This window comes from Streptomyces sp. NPDC058401 (genome assembly GCF_042722885.1).
Classification (GTDB): domain Bacteria; phylum Actinomycetota; class Actinomycetes; order Streptomycetales; family Streptomycetaceae; genus Streptomyces.
Map to the genome: position 1 here is coordinate 150,039 of NZ_JBHXKA010000002.1, position 24,332 is coordinate 174,370.

The 24,332-nt window shown below is 70.5% G+C and carries 23 protein-coding genes and 1 pseudogene; 12 read left to right on the forward strand and 12 right to left on the reverse strand.

The window, feature by feature from the left end; all coding sequences use genetic code 11:
* Positions 1 to 9 precede the first annotated feature (9 nt).
* Positions 10 to 474, forward strand: a complete 465-nt coding sequence (gene soxR, locus ACFWNV_RS01490) for a redox-sensitive transcriptional activator SoxR (protein WP_383938735.1) — start codon at positions 10 to 12, stop codon at positions 472 to 474.
* Positions 475 to 537: 63 nt separating this feature from the next.
* On the opposite strand, the gene ACFWNV_RS01495 is transcribed toward soxR, so the two are convergent.
* Positions 538 to 1,809, reverse strand: a complete 1,272-nt coding sequence (locus tag ACFWNV_RS01495) for a ricin-type beta-trefoil lectin domain protein (RefSeq protein WP_383938826.1) — start codon at positions 1,807 to 1,809, stop codon at positions 538 to 540.
* 590 nt (positions 1,810 to 2,399) lie between these two features.
* Between ACFWNV_RS01495 and ACFWNV_RS01500 the strand changes: the two genes are divergently transcribed.
* From ACFWNV_RS01500 to ACFWNV_RS01520, 5 genes are read left to right on the forward strand one after another with little or no spacing between them, the layout of a single operon-like run.
* Positions 2,400 to 2,816 carry a hypothetical protein gene (locus tag ACFWNV_RS01500; RefSeq protein WP_328302281.1) on the forward strand — a complete coding sequence of 139 codons (417 nt, stop codon included), beginning with the start codon at positions 2,400 to 2,402 and terminating at the stop codon, positions 2,814 to 2,816.
* Positions 2,813 to 4,123, forward strand: a complete 1,311-nt coding sequence (locus tag ACFWNV_RS01505; protein WP_383938739.1) for a DUF6421 family protein — start codon at positions 2,813 to 2,815, stop codon at positions 4,121 to 4,123. Before ACFWNV_RS01500 ends, ACFWNV_RS01505 begins: the two co-directional genes overlap by 4 nt.
* A gap of 2 nt (positions 4,124 to 4,125) precedes the next feature.
* Positions 4,126 to 5,112 carry a DMT family transporter gene (locus tag ACFWNV_RS01510; protein ID WP_383938742.1) on the forward strand — a complete coding sequence of 329 codons (987 nt, stop codon included), beginning with the start codon at positions 4,126 to 4,128 and terminating at the stop codon, positions 5,110 to 5,112.
* A complete protein-coding gene (locus ACFWNV_RS01515; protein WP_383938745.1) occupies positions 5,109 to 6,392 on the forward strand; it encodes an ATP-grasp domain-containing protein in 1,284 nt (427 codons plus the stop codon). Before ACFWNV_RS01510 ends, ACFWNV_RS01515 begins: the two co-directional genes overlap by 4 nt.
* Positions 6,389 to 7,285, forward strand: a complete 897-nt coding sequence (locus tag ACFWNV_RS01520) for a branched-chain amino acid aminotransferase (protein WP_383938748.1) — start codon at positions 6,389 to 6,391, stop codon at positions 7,283 to 7,285. The genes ACFWNV_RS01515 and ACFWNV_RS01520 overlap by 4 nt, the downstream gene beginning before the upstream one ends.
* 125 nt (positions 7,286 to 7,410) lie before the next feature.
* On the opposite strand, the gene ACFWNV_RS01525 is transcribed toward ACFWNV_RS01520, so the two are convergent.
* Positions 7,411 to 8,145 (reverse strand): SDR family oxidoreductase, encoded by a 735-nt coding sequence (locus ACFWNV_RS01525; RefSeq protein ID WP_383938751.1) that lies wholly within the window; start codon positions 8,143 to 8,145, stop codon positions 7,411 to 7,413.
* A gap of 130 nt (positions 8,146 to 8,275) precedes the next feature.
* Between ACFWNV_RS01525 and ACFWNV_RS01530 the strand changes: the two genes are divergently transcribed.
* The 3 genes from ACFWNV_RS01530 to ACFWNV_RS01540 all read left to right on the forward strand — a co-directional run bounded on the left by ACFWNV_RS01530 (position 8,276) and on the right by ACFWNV_RS01540 (position 10,857).
* Positions 8,276 to 9,160: a helix-turn-helix transcriptional regulator gene (locus ACFWNV_RS01530; RefSeq protein WP_383938754.1), complete on the forward strand. Its 885-nt coding sequence runs from the start codon at positions 8,276 to 8,278 to the stop codon at positions 9,158 to 9,160.
* A 160-nt stretch (positions 9,161 to 9,320) separates the two neighbouring features.
* A complete protein-coding gene (locus ACFWNV_RS01535; protein WP_383938757.1) occupies positions 9,321 to 9,650 on the forward strand; it encodes a TfoX/Sxy family protein in 330 nt (109 codons plus the stop codon).
* A gap of 379 nt (positions 9,651 to 10,029) precedes the next feature.
* Entirely contained in the window at positions 10,030 to 10,857 is an 828-nt protein-coding gene (locus ACFWNV_RS01540; RefSeq protein WP_383938760.1) for a peptidoglycan recognition family protein, read from the forward strand.
* A 658-nt stretch (positions 10,858 to 11,515) separates the two neighbouring features.
* Here the strand turns inward: ACFWNV_RS01540 and ACFWNV_RS01545 are convergent.
* The 8 genes from ACFWNV_RS01545 to ACFWNV_RS01580 form a co-directional block, all read right to left on the reverse strand.
* On the reverse strand, positions 11,516 to 12,577 hold the full coding sequence (locus tag ACFWNV_RS01545) for a beta-propeller fold lactonase family protein (RefSeq protein WP_383938763.1): 1,062 nt from the start codon (positions 12,575 to 12,577) through the stop codon (positions 11,516 to 11,518).
* 986 nt (positions 12,578 to 13,563) lie between these two features.
* Positions 13,564 to 14,784 (reverse strand): acyl-CoA dehydrogenase family protein, encoded by a 1,221-nt coding sequence (locus ACFWNV_RS01550; RefSeq protein WP_383938766.1) that lies wholly within the window; start codon positions 14,782 to 14,784, stop codon positions 13,564 to 13,566.
* Between the two features lie 4 nt (positions 14,785 to 14,788).
* Complete coding sequence (locus tag ACFWNV_RS01555) at positions 14,789 to 15,667, reverse strand: SDR family oxidoreductase (protein ID WP_383938769.1); 879 nt, start codon at positions 15,665 to 15,667, stop codon at positions 14,789 to 14,791.
* 8 nt (positions 15,668 to 15,675) lie between these two features.
* Positions 15,676 to 16,521 carry a MaoC/PaaZ C-terminal domain-containing protein gene (locus ACFWNV_RS01560; protein ID WP_383938772.1) on the reverse strand — a complete coding sequence of 282 codons (846 nt, stop codon included), beginning with the start codon at positions 16,519 to 16,521 and terminating at the stop codon, positions 15,676 to 15,678.
* On the reverse strand, positions 16,518 to 16,949 hold the full coding sequence (locus ACFWNV_RS01565) for an SRPBCC family protein (RefSeq protein WP_383938775.1): 432 nt from the start codon (positions 16,947 to 16,949) through the stop codon (positions 16,518 to 16,520). The genes ACFWNV_RS01560 and ACFWNV_RS01565 overlap by 4 nt, the downstream gene beginning before the upstream one ends.
* 20 nt (positions 16,950 to 16,969) lie before the next feature.
* Entirely contained in the window at positions 16,970 to 18,160 is a 1,191-nt protein-coding gene (locus tag ACFWNV_RS01570) for a lipid-transfer protein (protein ID WP_383938778.1), read from the reverse strand.
* Between the two features lie 104 nt (positions 18,161 to 18,264).
* On the reverse strand, positions 18,265 to 18,987 hold the full coding sequence (locus ACFWNV_RS01575; RefSeq protein WP_383938781.1) for an alpha/beta fold hydrolase: 723 nt from the start codon (positions 18,985 to 18,987) through the stop codon (positions 18,265 to 18,267).
* Between the two features lie 19 nt (positions 18,988 to 19,006).
* Positions 19,007 to 20,605: an AMP-binding protein gene (locus ACFWNV_RS01580; RefSeq protein WP_383938783.1), complete on the reverse strand. Its 1,599-nt coding sequence runs from the start codon at positions 20,603 to 20,605 to the stop codon at positions 19,007 to 19,009.
* Between the two features lie 73 nt (positions 20,606 to 20,678).
* Here ACFWNV_RS01580 and ACFWNV_RS01585 point away from each other — a divergent pair, with 73 nt between their 5' ends.
* Positions 20,679 to 21,305 carry a TetR/AcrR family transcriptional regulator gene (locus ACFWNV_RS01585; RefSeq protein WP_383938786.1) on the forward strand — a complete coding sequence of 209 codons (627 nt, stop codon included), beginning with the start codon at positions 20,679 to 20,681 and terminating at the stop codon, positions 21,303 to 21,305.
* Between the two features lie 229 nt (positions 21,306 to 21,534).
* Here the strand turns inward: ACFWNV_RS01585 and ACFWNV_RS01590 are convergent, their stop codons facing one another.
* Complete coding sequence (locus ACFWNV_RS01590) at positions 21,535 to 22,407, reverse strand: ketopantoate reductase family protein (protein WP_383938789.1); 873 nt, start codon at positions 22,405 to 22,407, stop codon at positions 21,535 to 21,537.
* Positions 22,408 to 22,499: 92 nt separating this feature from the next.
* Here ACFWNV_RS01590 and ACFWNV_RS01595 point away from each other — a divergent pair, with 92 nt between their 5' ends.
* Positions 22,500 to 23,129 (forward strand): TetR/AcrR family transcriptional regulator, encoded by a 630-nt coding sequence (locus ACFWNV_RS01595; RefSeq protein ID WP_383938792.1) that lies wholly within the window; start codon positions 22,500 to 22,502, stop codon positions 23,127 to 23,129.
* 48 nt (positions 23,130 to 23,177) lie between these two features.
* Positions 23,178 to 23,276: pseudogene (locus ACFWNV_RS01600) on the forward strand (low temperature requirement protein A); the annotation flags it as partial.
* 100 nt (positions 23,277 to 23,376) lie between these two features.
* Here the strand turns inward: ACFWNV_RS01600 and ACFWNV_RS01605 are convergent.
* Positions 23,377 to 24,330 (reverse strand): DNA-3-methyladenine glycosylase family protein, encoded by a 954-nt coding sequence (locus ACFWNV_RS01605; protein WP_383938795.1) that lies wholly within the window; start codon positions 24,328 to 24,330, stop codon positions 23,377 to 23,379.
* Positions 24,331 to 24,332: the final 2 nt, after the last annotated feature.

Genomic DNA, 24,332 nt, shown 5'->3' on the forward strand with positions numbered 1-24,332 from the left:
AGGCTTTTGATGACGAGCAACCGCTCCGTCGACGCCCGGGCCACCCCGGACGACTGGCTGGGCATCGGCGAGGTGAGCACACGAACCGGGACGGCCGTCTCCGCCCTGCGGTTCTACGAAGAGCTCGGCCTGATCGCGTCCGAACGCGACGACCGCAACCAGCGTCGCTACCCTCGGCACATGCTGCGCCGCGTTGCATTGATCTCGGTGGCCAAACGGATCGGCATCCCGTTGCAGGACCTTCGAGAGGCGTTCGCCGATGTGCCGCTCGACCGCCCACCGAGTCACCAGGAGTGGCAGCGCGCCTCCCGCAGCTGGAAGCATCGGCTGGAAGAGCGCCGGCAGACCATCGAGCGGCTCGAGGCCGAGCTCACCGGATGTATCGGCTGCGGATGTCTCTCGATGAAGGCATGCGCTCTGCTGAACCCCGGAGACACGCTCGCCGAGGACGGCGTCGGCCCCCGACGGCTGTGAGACGGAGCATCACAGCCCGGGCACGGCGACAGTCGGGCCCGGGCGTGGCCTCCGTGCGTCGGGTCAGCCGGCCAGGGTCCACTTCTGGTTCGGGTTGCCCGTGCACCACCAGATCAGGACCGGGGTGCGGTCCGCGGAGTTCTGGTCCCGGACGTCCACGCACTTGTCGGCGGGCACGTTCACCAGATCGCGGGTGGCGGCGTTGTAGGAGAATTTCTGCGCGCCCGTGCCGTTGCAGTCCCACAGTTGGACCTTGGCTCCCGGTTCCGTCGAACCGGCATTCACGTCAAGGCACTTGCCGAACGCGCGGACCGTTCCGTCACCGGGCAGGGTCCACCGCTGGGCGGCCGTGCCGTTGCAGGTGTAGAGCTGGACCTGCGTACCGTTGGCGTTCTGGGCGCCGTCCACATCCAGGCACTTGCCGGCCAGGCCGACGAACGCACCGCTCGCGCCGCCGTTCCCGTCGTCCCAGGTGGTGACCCGGACGTGGTCGACGACGAGCCGGTTCGGGAAGGCGGTCGACCCGTCGGGGTCACCCGGCCAGTCGCCGCCCACCGCGAGGTTGAGGATCAGGAAGAACGGCTTGTCGAACACCCATTGGCGTCCTGTGAGATCGGCCGGGGTCCGGCGCTGGTAGACCTGGCCGTCCACGGACCAGGTGATCGATCCCGGCGCCCAGTCCACCGCGAAGGTGTGGAACTCGTCCGCGAACGCCCGGCCGCCGGACAGGGTGTACGCGGCGCCGATGCCGGCGCCGCCCGAGTAGCCGGGTCCGTGGATGGTCCCGTGCACGGTGCCGGGTTCGTACCCGACGTTCTCCATGACGTCGATCTCGCCGCTGCCCGGCCAGCCGACCTGGCCGATGTCGTTCCCGAGCATCCAGAACGCGGGCCACATGCCCTGCCCGCGCGGCACCTGCATGCGCGCCTCCACGTGCCCGTACGTCTGGGTGAAGCGGCCGGCGGTGTTGAGCCGGGCGGAGGTGTACTCGCAGCGCCCGTACCAGCACTGGTAGCCGCCGGGGTTCTCACGGCGGGCGGTGATCACCAGGTGGCCCTGACCGTCGAGCGCGGCGTTCGAGGCGCCGGCGGTGTAGTACTGGCGCTCGTGGTTGCTGACGTTGTCCCCGGTCTCCGTCTGCCATCTGCCGGGGTTGACGGCGGTACCGGCCGGGCCGTCGAAGGTGTCTTCGAAGGTGACGGCCCGCACGGCGGCGGCGCCGGACGGCGGCACCGCTCCGGCCGGACTCCAGACGGTCGCCGCGGTCAGGGCGGTGAGGGCGGCCGCCCCGAGGACCGCCCGGCGTAAGACACGGGAACACGCGGACGTGGTCATGGACTTGGGCTTGGGCTTGGGCTTGGGCTTGGACATGGACATGGACTTGGACAGGTGCATGTGGGCCTCGATTCGAGTATTGGTCCGAACCAGAACGTGCGGGGAGTGAACCTCCGCGCCATGGCACTGTCAAGGGATTGGGAGCGCTCTCAGACCGTGCGGCCCGGCTGGTCGGCGGGTCGGCCGGCGAACGCGGAGGTTGAGCCCCGGCCGCCGGGCAGGACGACGGCGGGGCATGGGGGGTCGCAATCGTCCGACATTGCGCCCTCTTGGAACTTGGCTTGTAAGAAGCACACATGAATTTTCTTTGTGTGCGAAGGCGCCGGGATGTTTGATCGCTTGGACGGGCGAGATCCTTGGCCCCGACGAGCGGCTGTTCCGGGTGATGACCCGGGACGTATCCAGGAGGAAACTTGACTACGACTGTTGAGCCCCGCCATCGCGCGGGCTTAGGCCCCGATGGCATCCGTCATGTCCACACGTTAGGCCCGCACGGAACGAACCTCGAGGCCGCCGCGCACGAGTGGCTGCGGCGCCGGGGAACCGCCGGCACGGTCGAACTCCATCCGTCGCTCGAGGACGCCCTCGAGTTGGTCCCGCACGACGGGGAGCACGCGCTCGTGGCCTGCGCCGTCTATCCGGCGCTCCATACCCTGACCTTCGGGAACCTGCACCGGCTGCACATGGTCGACAGCTTCATCATGCCGACGCACAACATGGTTCTGGCCAGCATGGGGGCCGACGCTCCCGGCACCGTCTCCACGCATCCGGCCCCGATCGGACTGGTCCCGCGGGAGGCCGAGCCCCGCTTGGTACTGAGCAATTCCCAGGCCGCGATCGACTGTGCGGCCGACCTGAGCGAAGGCTGCATCACCACCCTCGTCGCCGCCGAGCGGCACGGGATGCGCATCCTCCGCGACTTCGGGCCGGTGCCCATGGTCTTCACCATCCACCAGGTGCTCGCCGAGGACGCGGCCCGGCCCGTCGCCACGGGAGCAGCGCTGTGACCACCACCGCCACCACCGCCAACACCGCCACGGTTACCGCCACCGCCACCGCCCCGCTCGGCGCGGCCTTGCGCGCCGAGGCGAGGGAACTCGCCGGGTCCCTCATACCCAAGGTCAATCGCTTCCGCCTCCGGCAGGCCGACAACGGTACGGTGACGGCTCCGCGGACCGCCGACGGGGAACTGCTCGCCGAGATCAGGGACGAGGCCACCGCCTGGTACGTCCGCAACGGGCAGCCCGGCCAGGCCGCCGCGCTCGCGGCGGACGTGGACGGCTGGCTCCGCGAAGGCCTGGACAGCGCACCGGACTTCGCCCGCTCCCGGGACGCGCTCACACCGCCGCCCGACGGCGGACACGTGTTCTTCCTGGCCCCCGCGCAGACCACCAACAGCGTGCCGCCCGTCGGCAAGCGGCTCGACTGCTTCCTCGCCCTGCGCAAGGAACCCGACGCCCTGCCCCAACTGGCCACGTCCTTCCCCCACCCGAAGAACAACTGCCAGTCCCTGGTGCTCGTCGCGGGGAGCCACGGGTTCGCACACGGCAACTGCCTCGTGTTCTTTCCCGAGAACGTCGCTGCGCGCGACAAGGTGCAGGACCAGCCGTACGCGATGTTCTTCTACAACAAGATGCGAAAGATCCACGAGACCTACGCCCTGCCGGGAGCCGAGGCGGTCCTCACCGCGGGTTCCGTACCGCGGGCCTCGTCCGGCCTGGCGCCGGAGGTCTGCTACGAGGCCCGTGCGATCTGGGGATACCTGCACGACTCCATGCACTACCAGGGGCGCTGGCCGTTCGACCAGCACATCACGTTGAAGATGAACTGGTTCGTCGGCCTCCTGGAGGAGACCAAGGTCGACGCCAAGACCGTCCTCGCCTGCGCCGACGGCGGAGTCCCCTTCGCGCGGGAACAGATCGCCATGATCTTGCTGGAGCGCGTCTTCCGCTACCCGCAGGCCGACGACGCGACCCGCAATTTCGATTCGGGCACCGGTGTCTTCCTCTACTCCTGGCTGCGCCGCCACCATGCGCTGACCGGCTCGCCGGAGGCCGACGGCCTGCTCCGGCTGGACTGGGACAAGACCCTCGACGCCTTGCGCGCGTACGTCGCCGCCGTGGAGGAGCTTGAGGACCGTGTCCGCACCGACGACGAGTACCGGGCCGCGGCCAAGGAATTCGTCCGCACGTACCTGCCCGCCGGGGAGGCCAAGCAGCGATTCGGCTTCACCGAGGATCAGAGCGTCCTCCTGCGGGCCAAGCGGACGCTGGCCGGCCTGCCCGCCCTGCGGTTCGCGGACGCGGAGTGGTGAGCGTGCGTCATGACGGTGAGAGTCGTTGGAGCGCCCGCCTCGGCACCCCGGTCCTGTCCTGCCTCATGGTCCTGCTCCTGGCCACGGGCTGGGTGGTCTCCGGCAAGCTGGTCAGCGACACCCCGCCCCTGGCCGTCGCGGCCGGCCGCACCGCGGCGAGCTTCCTCGTCATCGGCGCGATCGCCGCGCTGCGGCCGCGGACGTGGGCGGCGATACGGCTCACCGGCGGCCGGCACCGGGCCGTCGTGCTGCTGGCGTTCCTGGGTTTCTTCGCGTACTACACGGGAACGCTGCTCGGCGTCGACCGGATCGGCGCCTCCCGGGTCGGTCTCGTGGTGTCCCTCCTGCCCTGCATCACCTTCGTGATCGGCATCGTCGCCTTCCGCGAACAGGCGGGCATCCGCCGGGTCCTGGGCACCGTGCTCGCCGTTGCGGCGGCCCTGGGCTACGCGCTGGACGACGGCCCGGCGAGCACCGGCGGCGGAACCGGCCTGCTCGTGTCCGGGGTCTGCCTCGCCCTGGCCGGGACGTTCGCGTACGCCCTGTACGGCTACGTCTACCGCAAGCACATGGCCGACGTCCCGCCGCTCGCCGCCCTTCCGGCGGTCACCGGCGCGGCCACGGTCATGCTCGGCCTGACCGCGGCCGTATGGGTGCCGCTCGGCGCCATCAGCGCGGCCCAGTGGGCCGGAGTGGCGGTGCTCGGTGCGCTGCTCACCGCCCCCGTCTTCGTCATCTCCCATGAACTCATCCTGCGCAAGGGCCCCTTGTTCACCTCCTCCGTCGCGCTGGTGGTGCCGTTCCTGGTGCGTCTGGGCGAGTGGGCGCGGGGTGCGGCGGACGCCCCGGGACCCGTCTCCCTCCTCTTCCTCGCACTGTGCTCGGCGGGGGTGTGGATGACGGTCGTACCGGTCCGCGTACCGGCCACCGAGAGCACCGAGCCCACCCAGCCGCCGATCCCGACCGAGCCCGAAAGAAGTGCACCGTGACGAATCCTCACCCCCCACGCCCCGTCGTCGTCCTGGTCTACCAGCGGCTTTCACTGCCCTGGATCTTCGAAGGCGCGCACCGGGCCGGCATCGACATCGTGCTGGTCCCGCGACCCGACGAGTCCGTGTCCCCGGACCGGCTGCCTCCCGGCGTGGTGGAGGTGCTCCCTCTGGACGTGGAAGGTGATCCGGCCAAGGCGCTGGGCATCCTGCGGGAACGCCACGAGAACGCTCCCTTCGACGGCATCACGACGCTGTACGACCCCGCGGTGCCCTTCGTCGCCGACGCGGCCGAAGCACTCGGCCTGCCAGGTCTCGGCAGCGAGACGGCAAGGGCCGTACAGGACAAACGGATCATGCGTCGCCGGCTGGCCGAAGCGGGGCTGAACGTACCGGACTTCGTCGTCCTCGACGACCCGGACAACTGGGCCGATGCCGCCCGCCTCACGTTTCCGGTGGTGGTCAAGCCGGCCAACGGCTTCTCCAGCCTCGGCGTGACCAAGGCCGATGACCCGCGGCAGCTCCGTGCCGTCGTCGAAGAGGTCTGGCAGATCTGCCGGGACAACCTGAGCCACGTCGCGGGTCTGGTCGTGGAGGAGTACCTGGACGGCCCCGAATTCGCCGTGGAGTCCCTCGCCCACCGCGGCGAGGTGCAGGTGCTGTCCATCGGCTACAAGGGCCAGCCGGTCGGCCCGCACTTCGAAGAGGGCGTCTACCGGGCCCCGGCCCGGCTCTCACCCCACGTGCAGGAAGACCTGGTGCGCGAGGTCGTCGCCGCCCACGGCGCCCTCGGAGTCACCGACGGCCCGACCCACACCGAACTGCGGCTGCGCGAGGGCGGACGTCCTTACCTGCTGGAACTCGGCGCCCGGGTCGGCGGCTCCGGCGTTTCCCACTACATCGCCGCGCACGTCACCGGGGCCGACCTGGCGGCGGACGCACTGCGCATCGCCGCGGGGCTCGCCCCCTCCCCGCTGCCCGGGCCGCCGGCGCAGCCCGCCCGGGCGACCGGGGCCGCGGCCAACTACATCGTGCCCTGCGGCGGCTCCGGACGGATCACAGCCATCCACGGCCTCGACGAACTGGCCGAGGACCCCCGGGTGGACCACGTTCTCCAGATGCTGCATCCGGGTGACGTCGTACGGCCCTATCCGGAATTCACCGGCTATCCGGCGTTCGTCCTCTCGCACCACCCCAGCGCCGAGGACGCCGAGGAGTTCCACCACACCATCGAACGGACCGTCCGCATCGACTACGCACCCGTGGAGGAGCAGCAGTGACCGTTCCGGCTCTCGACGACCGCGACGGACACATCTGGCTCGACGGTCGCTTCGTACCCTGGCGGGACGCCCGCCTGCACGTGCTCAGCCATGGGCTCCACTACGGCGGTGGGGTCTTCGAGGGCGAACGGGTCTACGACGGTCACGTCTTCAAACTGACCGAGCACTCGCAGAGGCTGCACGAGTCGGCGCTCGAACTGGGTTTCCGCCTCCCCTTCTCCGTCGCCGAGCTGGACGAGGCGACGCTCGAACTCGTCGGCAGACAAGGCATCCGCGACGGATACGTCCGGCCGGTGGCATGGCGCGGCAGCGAGCGGATCAGCGTGGCCGGCGCCGGCGTCTCCGTCCACGTGGCGATCGCCACGTGGGAGTGGCCGCACGTCTTCTCGGCCGACGCCAAGAACGCGGGCATACGCCTGGGCACCTCCCGCTGGCGGCGCCCCCATCCGGACACCGCGCCCGTCCGGGCCAAAGCGGCCTCCTTGTACAACATCTGCACCCTGGCCCGGGACGCCGCCGACGCCGCCGGCTTCGACGACGCGCTGCTCCTCGACTACCGCGGCCACGTCGCCGAGGCCACGGGAGCCAACATCTTCTTCGTGGCCGGGGATGAACTGCACACCCCCCTCGCGGACTGCTTCCTCGCGGGCATCACCCGGGAGACCGTGCTCGGGCTGGCGCGCGAACTCGGAATCCGCGTGGTGGAGCGCCACATCCGTCCCGAGGAACTCGGCGGATTCGACGAATGTTTCCTCACGGGCACCGCCTACGAGGTTCAGCCCGTCCGTGCCATCGACTCGAACGGGTTCACGGTGGGTCGGACGACGACCGCCCTCACGGAGGGCTACACCAGACTGGTCCACGCGCCGAGCAGGACCAGCGCCTTGCGCTGAGCGACCCCGAGAGGCCCCCGGCGGTCCGCGCCGGGGGCCGTGGGCCGCGACGAACGGGCGCCGTCACGTTCCACGGCCACAGGTCCTCGCGCCCGTACCCGTACCCGTGCCCGTACTCCCGGCGGTCACCGGGCACTGGCGGCGGGACGTACGACGATCTCGTTGACGTCGACCTCGGCCGGCTGGGCGACGGCGTAGGCGATGGCCTCGGCGATGGCGGACGCCGGCAGCGCCACGGCGCGATAGGCCTTCATGGCCTCCCTCGCGACAGGATCGGAGATCCCCTCGGCCAGCTCGGACTCGGTCACGCCCGGAGAGACCAGAGTGACCCGGACGGTGCCGTCCGACTCCTGGCGCAACCCTTCGGATAGGGCGCGGACGGCGAACTTGGTCGCGCAGTACACGGCCGCGGTGGGCGACACCTCGTACGCGCCGACGGAGGCGACGTTCACGAAGTGCCCGCCGCCCTGGGCCCGCATCACGGGCAGGGCAGCGGCGATCCCGTGCAGCACACCTCGCACGTTCACGTCGATCATCCGGTCCCACTCGTCGACCTTCAGCGCGTCCAGCGGTGAGAGCGGCATCACCCCCGCGTTGTTGACCATCACGTCGACCCGCCCGTACTGCTCCCGGGCGGCAGCCACGAAGGCCCGTACATCGGTGGCGTCGGTGACATCCAGCCGCCGGAAGGCCGCGGTGCCACCCGCCTCGGTGATCTCCCGGCTCAGCGCGTCGAGCCGGTCGGTGCGCCGTGCGCCCAGGAACAGCCGGTGGCCGTCGGCAGCGAGCCGCCGGGCCGTCGCCTCCCCGATCCCGCTGCTGGCCCCGGTGATGACCACTACCTTGGCTTCGGTACTCATACCCGTCCTGCTCCTTGCTCCTCGTTCGAAGCGGATCACTCCGCCGGACCGAGTCTGTGCAAGCGGCGACCGGCCAACCAGGACGCACCACACCCAGGCAGCACACGCCCCCACCCCCTAGCGTGTGGGCATGCCCGTTCCCGTGCCCGTGACCACGCCTGTGCCCGCCCCCGGCAATCTCCTCGGAGAGTTCCTCCGCGCGCGCAGGGCGGCCCTGGGCCCGCGGGACGTCGGCCTGGTGAGCCACGGCGTACGCAGGGTCGCCGGCCTGCGCCGCGAAGAGGTCGCCGACCTGGCCGGAGTGAACGCGGACTACTACGCCCGGCTGGAGCAGGGTCGCGAACGCCGTCCTTCGCCCCAAGTCCTCGACGCGCTCGGCCGGGCCCTTCGCCTGACTCCCGACACCCACGCCCACCTGCACCGCCTGGCCGGCACGCCCCCGGCCGACCGGCCGGCCACCGACCGGATCGGTCCGGCCCTCCGCCGGCTCCTGGACGGCTTCTCGGACGACCCGGCGTTCGTCATCAACGCCACCCTGGACATCCTGGCCGCCAACCCCCTCGCCGATGCCCTGCATGCACCGTTCGCGCCGGCGGACAACCTGGCGCGCATGGTCTTCCTCGACCCCGCGGGCCGGCGCTTCTACACCGACTGGACCTCCACGGCCCGGACCACCGCGGCCCACCTGCGGCAGACCGCCGGCATCACACCGAACGACCCGCGCCTGCGCTCCCTCGTCCACACCCTCACCGCCCGCAGTCCGGACTTCGCCCGCCTCTGGACCGCCCACGAGGTCCTGGGCAAAACCCAGGACACCAAGCACCTGCACCACCCGTCGGCCGGCCCCCTGACCGTGACCTACCAATCCTTCGACGTCCGCGCCGCCCCGGGCCAACAACTCGTCGTCTATCAACCCGCTCCCCACACCCCCACCGCCGAAGCCCTCGCCCGGCTCGCCACCCGAACCCCGGATCCTCTAGCCGCTGATGACGCTGCCTCACCCCAAAAGGCCTGAGGTCCGCACCCCGGGAACGCCGCACGGACCCCGGTGACTCAGGGCCCTGACATGTCCCAGTGACTCCGGCTCCGCCTCTCCATGCTCGCGCACCCGCCCCACCGGCACATCGGCGGCGAGCCTGCGCGCGGGCTCGGGCACCCCGCAGGACAGTGGAGGCATGACGTACGACGAAGGGCTCGCCCAGCGGATCCGGGAGCGGCTCGGTGAACAGGCAGCCGTCACCGAGAAGCGGATGTTCGGCGGTCTCGCGTTCCTCCTGCACGGCAACATGACCATGGCCGTATCCGGCGAAGAGGTCGCCGTCCGCGTGGGTCCGGACCAGAGCGAACAGGCTCTCGCCCGCCCCGAGGCCCGCCCCATGGACTTCACCGGCCGCCCGATGCGCGGCTGGGTGACGGTGAGCGGCCCGGCTCTGACGAAGGACGCCGTGCTGGACCACTGGATCACGACCGCAGTGTCGTTCGCGGACACGCTGCCACCCAAGTGACATCGGCTCTGGCCACTGAAGCAGTGCGTCGAAGGCCGCCAGGTCCTTGCTCTGGGCACGGTGCATGGCCTCCGCTACCGGCCGCGACCAGCCCCCACCCTCGTCGGTCGTACCGGCCGCTCATCAGCTGCGGCACAGGACGCCCACCGGCGTAACCTCAGCTGCTCCAACAACGCGCTTTGTGGACTACGCACAACGTAGCGCCACGACCTCCTGCCTCATGGGCCCTCCGCTCACCGTCTGCCCAGAGAGATACACCGTGCGGCCGACTCGCCGTCCTCCCGAAGGACCAACGGACCGCGTCCCCGGAGCGCCTGCGTGCCCCCGGGGGCCCCGCCTCGTTCCATGGGACGTCTCCCCCCACCGGAACGGCTGCTCCATGACATTCACACCGCACTCCCGGCTCACCCGCAGGGCGCTGGTATCCGCCGCGCTCGCGGTCGGAGCCGCCTCCATCCTGCCCACCGCCGCCGCCCCGGCCAGGGCCTCCACCGGCCCCCGGGCATTCCAGCGCCGCGACGGCCACCCGGCACCCGAGATCACCGACTGCGCCGGCTGGGGCGCCCGCGAGGCGTCCGAACCCGTCGTACTGCTCGCCTCGCGGCCCGAGAAGATCATCATCCACCACACGGCCACGGCCAACGTCACGGACTACTCGCGGGAGCGGGCCCTCAGACTCGCCCGTGCCATCCAGACGTACCACATGGACATGCAGGGCTGGATCGACACCGGCCAGCACTTCACCATCAGCAGGGGTGCCTTCGTCCTCGAGGGGCGGCACCACAGCCTCGCCGCGCTGGACGCCGGGGCCCAGACGGTACGGGGCGCCCACTGCGTCGGCCAGAACAACGTGGCCATCGGCATCGAGAACGAGGGCACCTACATGACGGTGCAGCCTCCGCCGGCGCAGTTCTCCGTCCTCGCCGACCTGTGCGCCCGCGTGTGCCGCCAGTACGACGTGCCGGCCTCCGAGATCTACGGGCACCGGGACTTCAACAGCACCGCGTGTCCCGGTGACACGCTCTACGCGCTGCTGCCGAAGCTGCGCGAGGACGTCGCCCGGCGACTCGGAAGCGCCGCGCCCGTGTCACTGCCGCGCCGGCCCGAACGCCCTCCCCTCGACCGGCCCGCCGACTGGGCGGCGGTGGCCGACGCTCACTCGGAGTCCCTCCCGGAAGGCCTGCTGGGGTCTCTGCGCCACGGCTGACACGCACGGCCGGCAGCACGTGGTCGTGCCGGCCGTGCGGTGCGGCAGCCCGCGCGGGGCCCGGTGCCGCTACGGGGCCGCGGGGATCAAGACGGGCTGGCCCGTGACGACGAGGGTGAAAACGCGTCCGGGGGGACCAGGAGGGCCCGCAGGTCCGGCTACTCCCTGGGGTCCGGCGGGCCCGGCTGATCCCGGGGTACCGGCCGGGCCGGGGACCCCCGGAGCGCCCTGGGCTCCGGGAGGACCGGGGGCTCCAGCCGGTCCGGGGGGTCCGGGAGGTCCGGGAGGTCCGGGAGGTCCGGGGGGTCCGGGGGGTCCGGGAGGAAACGGAGGCTCTCCGGGGTGGGGCTCGCACGACTCGTCCCATGGCCGCCCCTCGCCGCATTCGTCGTACTGCGGAGGCGGATCCACCGTCAGGTACTGCGCGTCCGACGGGTCCTGCGGGGTGGCGGCGGCTGCGGGCGCCGCGAAACCGGCACCCGTGAGGGCGAGCGAGACGACGGCTCCGGCGACCCATCCGGTCCGGCGTGGCGGACCGCTCCGCCGCGTTGCTGCTGTGCTTTCAGACGGCATGCACTTGCTCCTGATCATTGTCCGCTGGAAGTGGACCCGCGGCCCGTGGGCAGTCGGCGGCTGCCTTCGGGTCGTCGCGAGGCCGTCATGGCGTGGCACAGACGGCATACGGGGTGAGGGTGACGTCGTCCCGCGTTCGGTTCTGCCCGTTCACCTCCCAGTCGTTGGTGCCGGGTACCGGCCTGCTGACGAGCTGATCCGGTGCGGGACCGGTGGATCCGAAGCCGCCGCCCGTCAGCACGCTGCCGGCCGGGCAGGACACCTTCGAGGTCCCCGGCACCGAGCCCAGGTCGATTCCGATGAGCGCGCCTTCGGGACTGTCGATGGTCGCGGAGACGGAGTTGGTGGCGAGGTCGATGACGGATACCCCGTGCGCGCCGTTGGGGTGGCTGACGTACAGCCGGGCTCCGGTGGGGGAAACCGCCATTTCCGCGGGATCCCCGGAGGTGGGGATCGAAGTGACGACGCTGTTCGTGGCGGCATCGATGACCGCCACCCGGGCGTTGTTGCGGTCGGCGACGTAGACGCGCTTTCCGTCCGGCGAGACCTTCACGCCGTCCAGCCCCTGGTTGACCGGAATCGGCACGACGACCGTGTTGGTGGCGGTGTCGATGACCGATACCTCGCCCGAGGTGTTCTCGGTGACGTAGACACGTGCGCCGCTCGGCGAGATGGCCACCTTGCGCGGTCCGCTCGGTCCGACGTCCACCGTCGTGATGAGCGTCATGGTGGCGGAGTCGATCACTGCCACCACACCTGCGCCCCGGTAGGCGACGTAGAGTCGCTTCCCGTCCGGGGATACCGCCAGCCCGTTCGGGAGCGTGTCCGCCCCCGTGTCGAGGGTGCCCGCGATGGCATTGGTGGCGGTGTTGATCGCCACCACGCGGTTGGCCAGCCCGTTCCCCTCCACGGTGACATAGGCGCGACTGTCGTCCGGCGAGATGGCCACGCTCTCCGGAGTGCCGTTCCCCGTGGGGACTTCGGCCACCACGGTGCTGGTGAGAGCGTCGATCGCCGACACGGCGCCCGAGTCCCGCTCCGTCACGTAGACCTTCTTGCCGTTTCGCGTAGCGGCGACCTGCAGGGGCCCGCTGAACGCTCCGGTGTCGATGCTCGTCACGAGGGCGTTCGTGGCGGTGTCGAACACCCGGACCTTGCCCTGGCCCGTGTTGGCGACGTATGCGTACGTGCCGGGTGCGGCAGGAGCCGCCAGGGCGACGGACGGCGTCAGAACGGCTGCGGCAGCGGCAGCGAGTACCGTGCACGATGCTTTCCGAACGCCATACTTCGACACGTACCCCCGGAAGCTCCCCACGCGCGGATTCCCGCGAACGGCGAAGTGCTGCATGGATCCTCCTCGAACGACCCGATCAGGGAGTGTCCCTGTTCGAGCTGCGAGGATCGTTATATGCGTAGTTATATCTGATTATCAATCACGACATGTCGCCAGTACTCCGAATGTCGCAATCTGACCCACCTTCGAGGCAAGATCAACAGCCAGGCCTCGGGGCCGTCCATCGACCTGTACAGGGCTGACTGGACCAGCGCCGGCCAAGGCCACCGGCCCAGGTGTGTCGTTTGGGGACGTTGGTGACAGGCGTGCCAGGTTCTTGGAACGGGTGAGGGCGGTGAGGGGCCTCCGGGTTCGGTGTGGATTGCGCACCAGCCCCGCAGGACCGCGGCCGAGACCGGACGGATCCCCGACGGCGGCGGTCACAAGGCCCTCGGGCGGCAGCCCGAACAAGGACCGCCGAAACAGCGCCGGATACGCCTACCTCCACACCGCCCTCGGACGACCACACCCGAACCCGAGAACCACATCCTGCCCACCCTCGGCAGCCGCCGGATGGGCACCTTCGACCACAAGGTCGAGCGGCTGCGGCGTTCGGCGTCGAAGTGCGCGCGCTCCAGACCTGGGCACGCGCAGGGACCAGAGCTCCGAGACGAGGACGTCCATGAGGCGGGCGGACGCCTGGGCGCCGCGATCCGGGCGCTACGGCACCGGCCCGCTGTGATCACCGGGACGGTCCCGGACCCCGCTCGCACGGATGCCTTCAGACTGCTGCACGTGTGCCGTGAGGCCTGTGAAGGCGGTGAGGGGCGGGCGTTTGGATCCTCACCGCCGGGCGGGCGTCAGTTCCTCAGCAGTCCCTTGGCGATGTGGGTGATCTGGATTTCGTTGCTGCCCGCGTAGATCATGAGGGACTTGGCGTCGCGGGCGAGTTGTTCGACGCGGTACTCGGCCATGTAGCCGTTTCCTCCAAAGAGTTGGACCGCCTCCATGGCGACTTCGGTGGCTGCCTGGGAGCAGTAGCGCTTGACCGCGGAGGCTTCGGCGAGCGTGGGCTGCGCGCCGGCTCGGAATTGTTCGATCGCGCGGAAGACCATGTTCTGGACGTTGATGCGGGCGGTTTCCATGTCGGCGAGCTTGAGCTGGATGAGCTGGAACTCGCCGATCTTCTGTCCCCACAGCTCGCGGGTCCCGGCGTAGTCGACCGACAGGCGCAGGCACTCCTCGATGATGCCCAGGGCCATCGCGCCGACTCCGACCCTTTCGAGGGTGAAGTTGGCCTTGGCGCTGTCGCGGCCGTCCTGTCCGTCCGCGGCGCCGAGCAGTCGCTCGGGTCCCAGGTGGACGTTGTCGAAGAACAGTTCCCCGGTGCGTGAGGAGTGCAGGCCCATCTTGCGCAGGGGCTTGGACTGGGTGAGCCCTTCCATCCCGGAGTCGAGGACGAAGGTCAGGACGGGGCGGCGGCGCACAGGGGTGTCGCTGCCGTCGTTGAGCTTCGCGTAGACGATGAGGGTGTCGGCGTCCGGGCCGTTGGTGATGAAGGTCTTCTGGCCGCTCAGCCGGTAGCCATCGCCGTTGGGGGTGACGGTGCTCTTCATGCCGCCGAAGGCATCGGATCCGGAGTCGGGCTCCGTGATGGCCCAGGCGCCGACCTTCTCGAAGGTCAGGAGCGGGAGGAGCCAGCGTTCCTTCTGTTCCGGGGTGCCGCGCGAAATGATCGTTCCGGCGGCGAGGCCGATGCTGACCCCGGCGGTGGCGACCAGGCCCATGGAGACCCGGCAGATCTCGGCGACCGCGATCATCGCCAGGCTCGCCTGCTCTGCCCCTGAGCCTGCGCCGTCCTTGCCCTTGCTGCCCGAGTCCCGCCCGGAGGCAGAGATGATCTTGTTGTACGCGTCGGTGGCGAGAGCATCGACCCCGAAGGCTTCGAAGAGCCTGCGGATGATCGGGTAGGGCGCCATATCGCCGTGCTCCAGGGCGTCCTGGTGGGGCCGGACCTCCTTGTCGACGAAGGCGCGTACGGCCTCGCGGACCGCGAGATCGGTGTCGGACCATTCGATCATCGGGTCACTTCCATTCCGCGAGGCGGCCCGCGATGTCCTTGATGGTCCACGGCTCCTCGGTCTCGGTGGTGTCGGCGACCGTCCAGCCGGTGAGGCGCTGGATGGATCCGCCCTGGACGGCGAAGACCTGTCCGGTGAGCGTGCATTCCTGTGCGGCCAAGTAGGCGACGAGCGGGGAAATGTTGGCCGGGGCGAAGGCGTCGAACTCGCCTTCGCCGACTTCCTGGGCGAAGATCGCGCCCATCCCGGGGGTGGCCAGGGTCAGCCGGGTCCGGGCGATCGGCGCGATGGCGTTGACGCGGACCCCGTAGCGCTGGAGTTCGTCGGCGGCGACCAGGGTCAGGGCGGCGATGGCCGCCTTGGCGGCGCCGTAGTTGCCCTGGCCGGCGTTGGGCAGGGTGATGCCGGAGGCCGAGGCGGTGTTGATGACCGCCGCATGGGGCTGTCGTCCGGCCTTGGACTCGGCCTTCCAGTGGGCAGCGGCGTGCCGCAGGACGGCGGCGTGGCCCTTGAGGTGGACGGCGATGACGGAGTCCCACTGGGATTCCTCCATCCCGGCCAGGAAGGCGTCGCGCAGGATGCCGGCGTTGTTGACGACCACGTCCAGCCGGCCGAACTCGGCGACGGCCTGGGCGATCAGGGCGCGGGCTCCGTCCCATGCGGCGATGTCGTCGGTGTTGGCCACGGCCCGGCCGCCCCTGGCGATGATCTCCGCGACGACGTCGTGCGCGGGACCGGAGTCCTCGCCGCTGCCGTCGTTGGCCCCGCCGAGGTCGTTGACGACGACCAGCGCGCCTTCGCGGGCGAAGAGCAGCGCATGTTCACGGCCGATGCCGCGGCCCGCGCCGGTGATGACGGCGACGCGTCCTTCCAGTGCACCCATGATGTTCCTCAGTCCCTGAACTCGGCGAGGCCGTCTTTGATGACGACCTCGTCGCCGACGGCGGTTTCGAAGGCGTACGTGTGCGTTCCGGTCTGCCAGATGCTGGTCCGCAGGTCGGAGTCGGGCCGGACGGTACGGGCGAACCGGACGGCGAGCCGCTTCAGGCGGGCGGTGTCGTTCCCGCCGATCTCGGTGAGCAGGGCCCAGGAGGTGAAGGCCATGGTGCACAGGCCGTGCGCGATGATCCCGGGCAGTCCGGCGTCGAGGGCAACCTCTTCGTCGAGGTGGATCGGCATCGGGTCGCCGGCGGCGGGCCCGTAGCGGAAGGTCTGGTCGGCGTCCAGGTGTTGGGTCGCCTTGGCGATCGGCGTGCCGGCGCGAACGTCCGGGGCCAGGGCGTGCCCCGGACTGAGGTCGCCGATCTTCTTTCCGGCGTCGTGCCCGCGGAGGAAGCAGGTGACGTACTGCTCGTTGACCAGTTCGCCGGCCTCGGTGCGGCACTGGAGGTAGACGGTGACGCGGGTGCCGTTGGGCAGGCCCTCGTAGCCGGTCACCTTGCCGCGCGAGACCAGCGCGTCGCCCGGCCGGACCGGACGGTGGAAGAAGAAGTCCTGCTCACCGTGGACGACCCGCCCGAAGAGCTCGACCGGCACGACGTCCAGGACCGGCGTCATGAGCGCCTCGAAGACCGGGACGATCGCGAACACGGGCGGTGCGAGGTCACCGGACAGGTGGGCCGGGATCGGGTCGTTGGTGGCCAGGGCGTACGCGGTGATGCGCTCCCGAGTCACTTCGAAGCGGCTCTCCTCCTCCGCCCACCGGCCCAGCGCGGCGTCGTTGAAGTCGAGGCTCACGCCGCCAGCTCCGTGAGCTTCGCGAGCGAGGCTTCGAGCTGCTTGCCGGAGTCCTTCTCGACGGCCTTGCCGAGCGCTCCGACGATCATCGCGCCCGAGAACTCGGCCTCGATGCTGATGATCGAGCCGGTGTCGGAGGGCTTGAGGCCGAAGGAGAAGGACGTCTTGACCCCGGCCATGCCGGTGCCCGACAGCCGCAGGGTCGTGGGCTCCTCGTACGCGTCGACCGTCCACTCGATCTTGTTCGCCATGCCGAGCATGACGACCTTCTCGGTGAGGTGGGCGCCCGCGGAAAGGCTCGCCGGCGGCTCCGAGAGCCAGCTGCCGTGGATGGTGAACCAGCGGTCCCAGGTCTGCGGGTCGGCGATGATCGCCCACACCTTCTCCGGTGCGGCGGGCAGTTCGGTGCTGTGCTGGATCTGACCCATGGTGGTGTCTCCTGGTGGTGTCAGCGCTCGGCGCGCTGGTAGGCGGTGACCACGGCGGCGCCGCCGAGGCCGATGTTGTGCTGGAGGGCGGCGTTCACGCCGCCGACCTGGCGGGCGTCGGCGGTGCCGCGCAGCTGCCAGGTGAGCTCGGCGCACTGGGCCAGGCCCGTCGCGCCGAGGGGGTGGCCCTTGGAGATGAGGCCGCCGGAGGGGTTGACGACCCAGCGGCCGCCGTAGGTGGTGTCCCCGTCGTCGAGCAGGCGTCCGGCCTCACCCTCCTTGCAGAGCCCGAGGGCCTCGTAGAGGAGGAGTTCGTTGGCGGAAAAGCAGTCGTGCAACTCGATGACCTGGAAGTCCTCGGGGCCGAGCCCGGACTGCTCGTACACCTTCCGGGCCGCCTGGACGTTCATCTCGTGGCCGATGATGCTTTTGGCGGTGCCGTCGAAGGTGCCGGCGAAGTCGGTGGTCATCGACTGGCCGACGATCTCCACGGCCTGCCCGGCGAGCCCGTAGCGGTCCACAAAGGCCTCGCTGGCGATGACGGCCGCGCCCGAGCCGTCCGAGGTGGGCGAGCACTGGAGCTTGGTCAACGGGTCGTAGATCATCGGCGCGTCGAGGATTTCCTCGAGCGAGTACTCGGTCCGGAACTGGGCGTACGGGTTGTTCACCGAGTGCTTGTGGTTCTTCCAGCCGATCTTCGCGAAGTGCTCGGCCGTCGTGCCGTGTTGCTGCATGTGCTCGCGTCCGGCCGCGCCGAACATCCACGGGGCGGGCGGGAACCGGACCTCGGAGATCTCGGCCAGCGCCTGCATGTGGCGCATCATCGGCTGCTCGCGGTCCTCGAACGTGGCGCCGAGGGAGCCGGGTTGCATCTTCTCGAAGCCGAGCGCGAGCGCCACCTGGACCTGGCCCGACTTGACGGCCTGGGCGGCGAGGTAGAGGGCGGTCGAGCCGGTCGAGCAGTTGTTGTTCACGTTGAAGACCGGGATTCCGGTCATGCCCAGCTCGTAGACGGCGCGCTGCCCGCTGGTCGACTCGCCGTAGACGTAGCCGACGTAGGCGTGCTCGACCTGGTCGTAGCGGATGCCCGCGTCCGCCAGTGCTTTGGTGCCGGATTCCTTGGCCATCTGCGGGTAGTCCCAGCCGGCGCGGCGGCCGGGTTTTTCGAACTTCGTCATCCCGACACCGATGACGTACGCCTTGTCAGTCACGTCGCAGGGCTCCTTCGTGAGGTGATGCAAGAAACATACATAGATGTATGTATGTTGGAAAGAGGTGCCGGTCCCCTCTTCAGCCGGCCGGTCGGCACCGGCCGCTACTCCCGCTTCAGGAGGACGTCGGCGAGCAGCGCCGCGAGGCCCTCCGGGTCCTGTACCTGCAGGTCGTGGACGGCTCCGGGTTTGACTCGGACGTCCCATCCGGCGGCCTCCAGCGACCTGGCCATCGCCTTCGACACCACGAAGCTCTTGTCCGCCAGGACGAGCGTGGAGGGCACGGCCGGTGGGCCGGCGGGAATCAGCGGGCGGGATTCGCGGGTGAAATGCCACATCATGCCGCTGTCCCAGTTCCGCCAGCTCGCACGGAACCGCTCCATCGTGTCCGGCGGGGCCCCGGCGGGCGGCTGGCCGAGGAGCCCCAGGAACCAGCCCGGAAGGCGCGATTGGTGGGGACCGACGAGCAGGAGCACGAGTCCTTTGGCGAGGGTGATGTCGAAGGCGGGGTCCAGGCCGATGTAGTGGCGGGGCCGCAGGGAGGGTGCGGCCAGGGCCGAGACGACGCCGCCGAGCGAGTGGCCGATGAGGAAGTCCAGATCGGTGGGCAGGGTGTCGACCAGGTCCTGGGCGAACTCCTTGATCGCGTAGCTCTTCGCCCTGGGGCTTCGCCCGTGGCCACGGAGGTCGACGAGGACGAGGGAGAGGTCGTGGTCGCGGATGAGGATGTCCGCGAACTCGCGCCAGATGTCGTGACTCATGGAGTTGCCGTGGACCAGAGCCGCCGTCCTGGAGCCTTCACCTCTGGAGTACGTGACGAGCTTCATGCCCTTCGTTCTCCTCGGGTCAGGTGAGGGATCGGCGCAGTAGCTTGCCGGTGGGGGTGCGCGGTAGCTCGGGGAGGAAGACCACGTCGCGGGGGACCTTGTGGCGGGCGAGGTTGGCCCGTACGTACGCCCTCACGTCGTCGGCGGTCAGGTCGCGTCCGGGGATGGTGACGACGTACGCCTTCAGCCGTCTGCCGAACTCCTCGTCCTCGACGCCGACCACCGCGGCCTCGTGGACGGCCTCGTGGCCGCAGATCAGGTTCTCTATCTCTCCGGGGAACACGTTCTCGCCGCCGCTGACGATCATGTCGTCGTCCCGGCCGTCGATGAAGAGCAGGCCGTCGGCGTCGAAGTGGCCGACGTCCCCGGTGCTCATCAATCCGTCGATGACCTCCTTGCTGCGTCCGTCGGTGTAGGAGTCGAAGCGTTGGCTGTTCGCCACGAAGACCCGGCCGCGCACTCCGGGACCCGCGACGGGACGGCCGTCCGGTCCGTACAGTCCGACCCGGCAGCCGCGCGGCGTGCGGCCGGTGGTTCCCGGCGCGGCCCGGAGCTCATCCGGTGTGGCCACGGTCGCCGTGGCCACCTCGGTGGACCCGTACAGGTTGTAGAGGACCTCGCCGAAGGCGTCCAGCGCCCGGACCGTCAGGCCGGGAGCGAGCGCGGACCCCGCGGCGAGCACGATCCGCAGCCGCGACAGGTCATGGGCCGCGAGCCGCTCCGGGCCCAGGGCCAGGATCCGGTGCAGCATCGTCGGTACCACCACCATGCCGGTGCAATGGTTGGCGGCCAGCGCCGACAGGGTCTGCTCCGGGTCGAACCTGCGCCGCAGCACGACCCGGCTGCCCAGCGAGATCATCACGACCGCGTGAGCCATTCCGGTGCCGTGGAACAGCGGTGAGGCGATGAAGGTGCTCTCCTCCTTCCTCCAGGGGACTCGTTCGAGCAGCTGCAGGACGATGCTTAGCGAGCGAACCTGGCGGGGGGCTCCCTTGGGCAGCCCGGTCGTACCGCTGGTCAGCATCACCAGCGACCCGACCGACGCCGGTGGCCGTAGCCTCGCCCCCGGCGCGGATTCGATCATCGACTCCAGGGTGGGATGGCCGGGTCTGCCCGAGTCGGTCCAGGCGAGCATGCGGTGGACCGGGGCGGGAAGCAGCTCGGTCACCGCGGCGAACTCCTCGTCGAAGACGGCCGCCGAAACGCCTTCCCGCTCGGCCACGTCCGCGAACTGGGGTCCGCTGAAACCGGTGTTCATCATCAGGACCCGTGCGCCGAGCTTGCCGCCGGCGAACATCGCCTCGAGCAGACCCCGGTGGTCGCGGCACAGCACCGCGATCACCGAATGCCCGCCGAGGCCTCGCGCGCGCCACGCCTCGCACAACGCGTCGCTTCGCTGGTCGAGTTGCCGGTAGGTCAGCGCGCCGCGCTCGTCGACCAGTGCGATCCGGGCCGGCCATCGTCGGGCGGCGCCGCGCACCGCAGCGGCCGGCCCCCAGTTCCGCAGGTCCCACCGCAACCGAAGGATCAAGTCGGGCCGGAGCGGATCGATCAGGCCCGTCCGTGCGATCACCGCGACCGCGTGGACGGGGTCACTCAGCCTCTTCAGCGAACTCATGACTCAGTCACCTCGCTCTCACTGCGGAACATACATACATTTCTGTATGTGCTCAAGAGGTAGGATGCACCGCATGCCGAGCCAGACCGCCGCCCGCCAGAACAAGCCGCGCCGCAACCAGGAGGAACGCAGCGCCGCGACCCGTCTCGCGCTCCTGGACGCCACGATCGAGATCCTCGCCGAGGAGGGCTACGCGGCCCTCACCGTGACGAAGGTGGCCGCCCGCGCCGGAGTCACCAGCGGCGCCCGGGTCCACCACTTCGGCAACCGGGACGCGATGGTCGCCGAGGCGATCGGTCACCTGGCCGTACGGCTCGGCACCGAGACACTCCAAACGCTGGCCGATCGCACGGATTTGACGCCTCGCGAGGGCCTCGACACCCTGTGGGAGATCTTCCGCGGTCCGGTGTTCCAAGCGGTTCTCCAGTTCAGCGCGGCCAGTCCGATCGCCCCGCAGATCAGCGAGCGCCTCCACCTGCTCGACCGGGCGATCACCAAGACCGCCCAGGAGATCGGCCCCATGCTCTTCGCGGAAGCCGCACAGGCTCCCGGCTTCGAGGACGCCGTCTTCACCGCTCTGAACGCCATGTCGGGACTTGCGTTGACCTCCCGCATCACCGGCCTCGACAGCGACGTGCTCACGCTGCGGTGGACGCGCACCAGGGACCAGCTGCTGCGCCTGTTCGAGGCGCCCGCATAGGAGCGGTTCGGACGGCAAGCTGCTCCGGCTACGCGGCCGGTGATGGTTGGTCGTGAAGCGAGACATCGAGCAGGGCGACGGCAGTACCGCCAAGGCGCGCCGGGCGCGAGAGGCGCGCGGACACGGTACTGACCTGACCTAAGCCCCAGGGAAGTGCGGCGGAGTACCGGCGAGGGGCTGCACCGCCTCCCGGCCCGAAGGTCGCCGAGGAAGCGCGGCCGCCTCCTGCCTACCGGCCCTCCGGACGGGCAGCCAGCTGTTCGGCCAGCCGGTCGAGCTCGGCCGTGGTCGCCGGTGAGGTGTTGCTGAGTCCACTGTGTACGGCCGTCGGGCTCCGCAGGAAGCGTCGCAGCAGGGCCACGAGCAGCCCTTCCGGCAGGGTCCGCAGCGCGGCGAACCCGCGAGGGACCGGCGGCGCGGGCATGGCGGCCAGGTTCTGCCGCATGAGGTGGAGCATGCGGCGGACCGCGTCCGGATCGCCGGCCAGCGCCACGGGGCCGCCCGCCGCGTGCACCGCCTGCCCGAGCGGAACCTCGAACGCGGCATGCGTCCTGAGCCAGGCGTCCATCCGCGGCTCGGCCTTGGCGTTGAACCCGGCGGCGCGGAACGTCTCCACGATCCGCTCCAGTCGCGGGGTGGTCCGGCCGTCGGGTTCACCGATCGGCATCACCACCCGGCGCGTCATGAAGTGGGGCGCCCGGTAGCGGACCACGTCGCCGTCCATCGTGCCGCCGACCGTGGGGAAGCCGAGCAGCACCCGCTCGTACCCGATCACCGAGCCCAGCGGCTCCGGGCCGGCCGCCCAGTTGTGGAGGAACAGCACGTCGCCTTCGACACCGGCGAGCGACTCCAGCACCGCGTCCACCTGATGGGTGCGGACCAGGACGGCTATCAGGTCGTAGCGGCCGGCCGGATGCTCGACCACCGGCACCGGTACCCGCCTGACGGCCGGACTGTCCTCCTCGGCGAGCTGCACGCCGTGGAGGCGCAGGGCGGCCAGGCGCTCGCCCCGGGCGAGGAGCGAGACGTCGTGCCCGGCCTCGTGCATGCGGGCGGAGAACTGGCTGCCGAGAACCCCGGCGCCGTACACGAGCAGTTTCATGGCCATCCTCTATCGCGCATTGGCGGCGTCGCCGTTCGCCGTTCGGCTCATTCATACGTTCGTTTCATTCAAACATATGTACAGTCATCGGCATGGCGCCACCCGACACCCGCACCAAGATCCTCGACGCGGCCGAGCACCTCTTCGCCGAGCGCGGATACCGCGGCACCTCGGTCCGCGCGATCACCGACCTCGCCGGAGCGAACCTGGCCGCCGTCGGATATCACTTCGGCTCGAAGGCGGAACTGCTGGCCGCCGTCGCCCGCCGCGTGATCGAGCCCATCAACGCCGCCCAGTCCGCCGGGCTCGACCGGCTCCTCGCACAGACCCCGGAGCCTGCGGTCACCGACCTGGTGGAGGCGTTCGCGGGGCCCCTGTTCGACGAGATGCCGGCCGGGGACGAGGGCGGCGCCCGGACGTCCCGGCTGATCGTGACGATCCTCAGCGACCCTGCCGAGGAGGCGCGCAGCTGGACCGGCCCGGCCGAGGACGCGGTCCGCGAGCGCTACCTGGCCGCCTTCGCGCGCGCACTGCCCGGGCTGGCCCCGGAGGAGCTGTGGTTCCGGATGCGCGGGATCCTCGCCGTGACGGCCATGGACCGCGTCGAGGTCTACCAGCAGCCCTCCCCGACCTGCCCCTCCCCCGCGACCGGCGAGGCGGCCCGGCGCTGGGCCATCACGTTCCTGACGGCAGCGATGAACGCGCCACCAACCGGGGCATGACGGGAGCCTGACCCACAGGAGGAGCGGCTCGCCACCTGGCTTCGGCATGCGAAGCCGCCGATCGATGTCGGACACTTGGCCGAGCGGTTCGGGCTGTTCGCCATCATCGCCCTCGGCGATGAGATCGCCCAGATCATTGGCTCACTGGGCTCCCACCGAGCCGACCCACGTCGCGGCACTCACGGCCGTGGCCGCGATCCTCACCCGCCACCTCATGGACGGACATCGCAGGCGGAGGAGTACGGACTCACCCCTGAGGTACGGGCTGGTCCTGTGCGTGGGCACGCAGGAGGAGTGCGATCCAACTGCGGTACGGGCGCCAGCCGTCGGCGATCCTGGCGAGGCGGGCGGTGTCGGCCGCGGCGATGGGGTCGAGACCGTAGGCGGCGGCCATGGCCTTGTGGACGCGGGGTTCGGCGGCGGGGAAGACGTCGGGGTGTCCGGCGCCGCGGATGAGGATGAGCTCGGCGGAGAAGGGCCCGATGCCGGGCAGTTCCCTGAGGTCGGTGAGGGCGAACTCGGCGGGCTGCTCGCGCAGGCGGGCGGCGTCGAGGCGTCCGTCCAGGGCCGCGTCGGCCAGTGCGTGCAGGCGCTCGACCTTGATGTCGGTGAGGCCGGGGATGGAGCCGATGCGCCGCAGCTCGCCGGGGGTGGGGAAGGCGTGCAGTTGGCGGCCGGCGACGTCGAGGGCCTGGCCGTGCTGCTCGGCGAGGCGGGCTTTGATGTGGGCGGCCTGGGTCATGCGGATGCGGTTGCCGATGATCGTCCAGGCGGCGGCCTCGTACGGCGAGTAGAACAGCACCGGGCGCAGGCCCGCGAACTCGGCCTGGAGGCCGGCGACGACCGGGTCGCTGTCGCCGAGGGTGGGGAAGTCTGTGGCGTCCACGTCGAGGGAGAGGATGCGGGCGATCTGGGCCCGTGCCGCCTTGGCGGCCGCTGTTCCCGTACCGGGCTCGGTGGCCTCGCCGTCCGTGTGGAGGGTGTATTCGGCGTGGACGGTTCCGGCGGCGGCGGCGCCGTCCGCCGTCTCCTTCTGCCGCAGGGCGCAGCCGATGACGGAGCGGCCGTCATCGGTGGGGAAGGCCAGCCGTAGGACGCCGTCGGGGGCGTCGTCGTAGGAGGCGGGGGTGAAGCCCTCCAGGAACCGGGTGGAGGCGGCCAGCGAGAAGGGACCCTGGGGCGTGAGGGAGACGGCGGGCACGG

Coding starts and splice junctions, on each gene's coding strand:
- soxR (WP_383938735.1), top strand. CDS start 10: ATGACGAGCAACCGCTCCGTCGACGCCCGGGCCACCCCGGACGACTGG.
- ACFWNV_RS01495 (WP_383938826.1), bottom strand. CDS start 1,809: ATGACCACGTCCGCGTGTTCCCGTGTCTTACGCCGGGCGGTCCTCGGG.
- ACFWNV_RS01525 (WP_383938751.1), bottom strand. CDS start 8,145: ATGAGTACCGAAGCCAAGGTAGTGGTCATCACCGGGGCCAGCAGCGGG.
- ACFWNV_RS01530 (WP_383938754.1), top strand. CDS start 8,276: ATGCCCGTTCCCGTGCCCGTGACCACGCCTGTGCCCGCCCCCGGCAAT.
- ACFWNV_RS01535 (WP_383938757.1), top strand. CDS start 9,321: ATGACGTACGACGAAGGGCTCGCCCAGCGGATCCGGGAGCGGCTCGGT.
- ACFWNV_RS01540 (WP_383938760.1), top strand. CDS start 10,030: ATGACATTCACACCGCACTCCCGGCTCACCCGCAGGGCGCTGGTATCC.
- ACFWNV_RS01550 (WP_383938766.1), bottom strand. CDS start 14,784: ATGATCGAATGGTCCGACACCGATCTCGCGGTCCGCGAGGCCGTACGC.
- ACFWNV_RS01555 (WP_383938769.1), bottom strand. CDS start 15,667: ATGGGTGCACTGGAAGGACGCGTCGCCGTCATCACCGGCGCGGGCCGC.
- ACFWNV_RS01565 (WP_383938775.1), bottom strand. CDS start 16,949: ATGGGTCAGATCCAGCACAGCACCGAACTGCCCGCCGCACCGGAGAAG.
- ACFWNV_RS01575 (WP_383938781.1), bottom strand. CDS start 18,987: ATGAAGCTCGTCACGTACTCCAGAGGTGAAGGCTCCAGGACGGCGGCT.
- ACFWNV_RS01580 (WP_383938783.1), bottom strand. CDS start 20,605: ATGAGTTCGCTGAAGAGGCTGAGTGACCCCGTCCACGCGGTCGCGGTG.
- ACFWNV_RS01585 (WP_383938786.1), top strand. CDS start 20,679: ATGCCGAGCCAGACCGCCGCCCGCCAGAACAAGCCGCGCCGCAACCAG.
- ACFWNV_RS01590 (WP_383938789.1), bottom strand. CDS start 22,407: ATGAAACTGCTCGTGTACGGCGCCGGGGTTCTCGGCAGCCAGTTCTCC.
- ACFWNV_RS01595 (WP_383938792.1), top strand. CDS start 22,500: ATGGCGCCACCCGACACCCGCACCAAGATCCTCGACGCGGCCGAGCAC.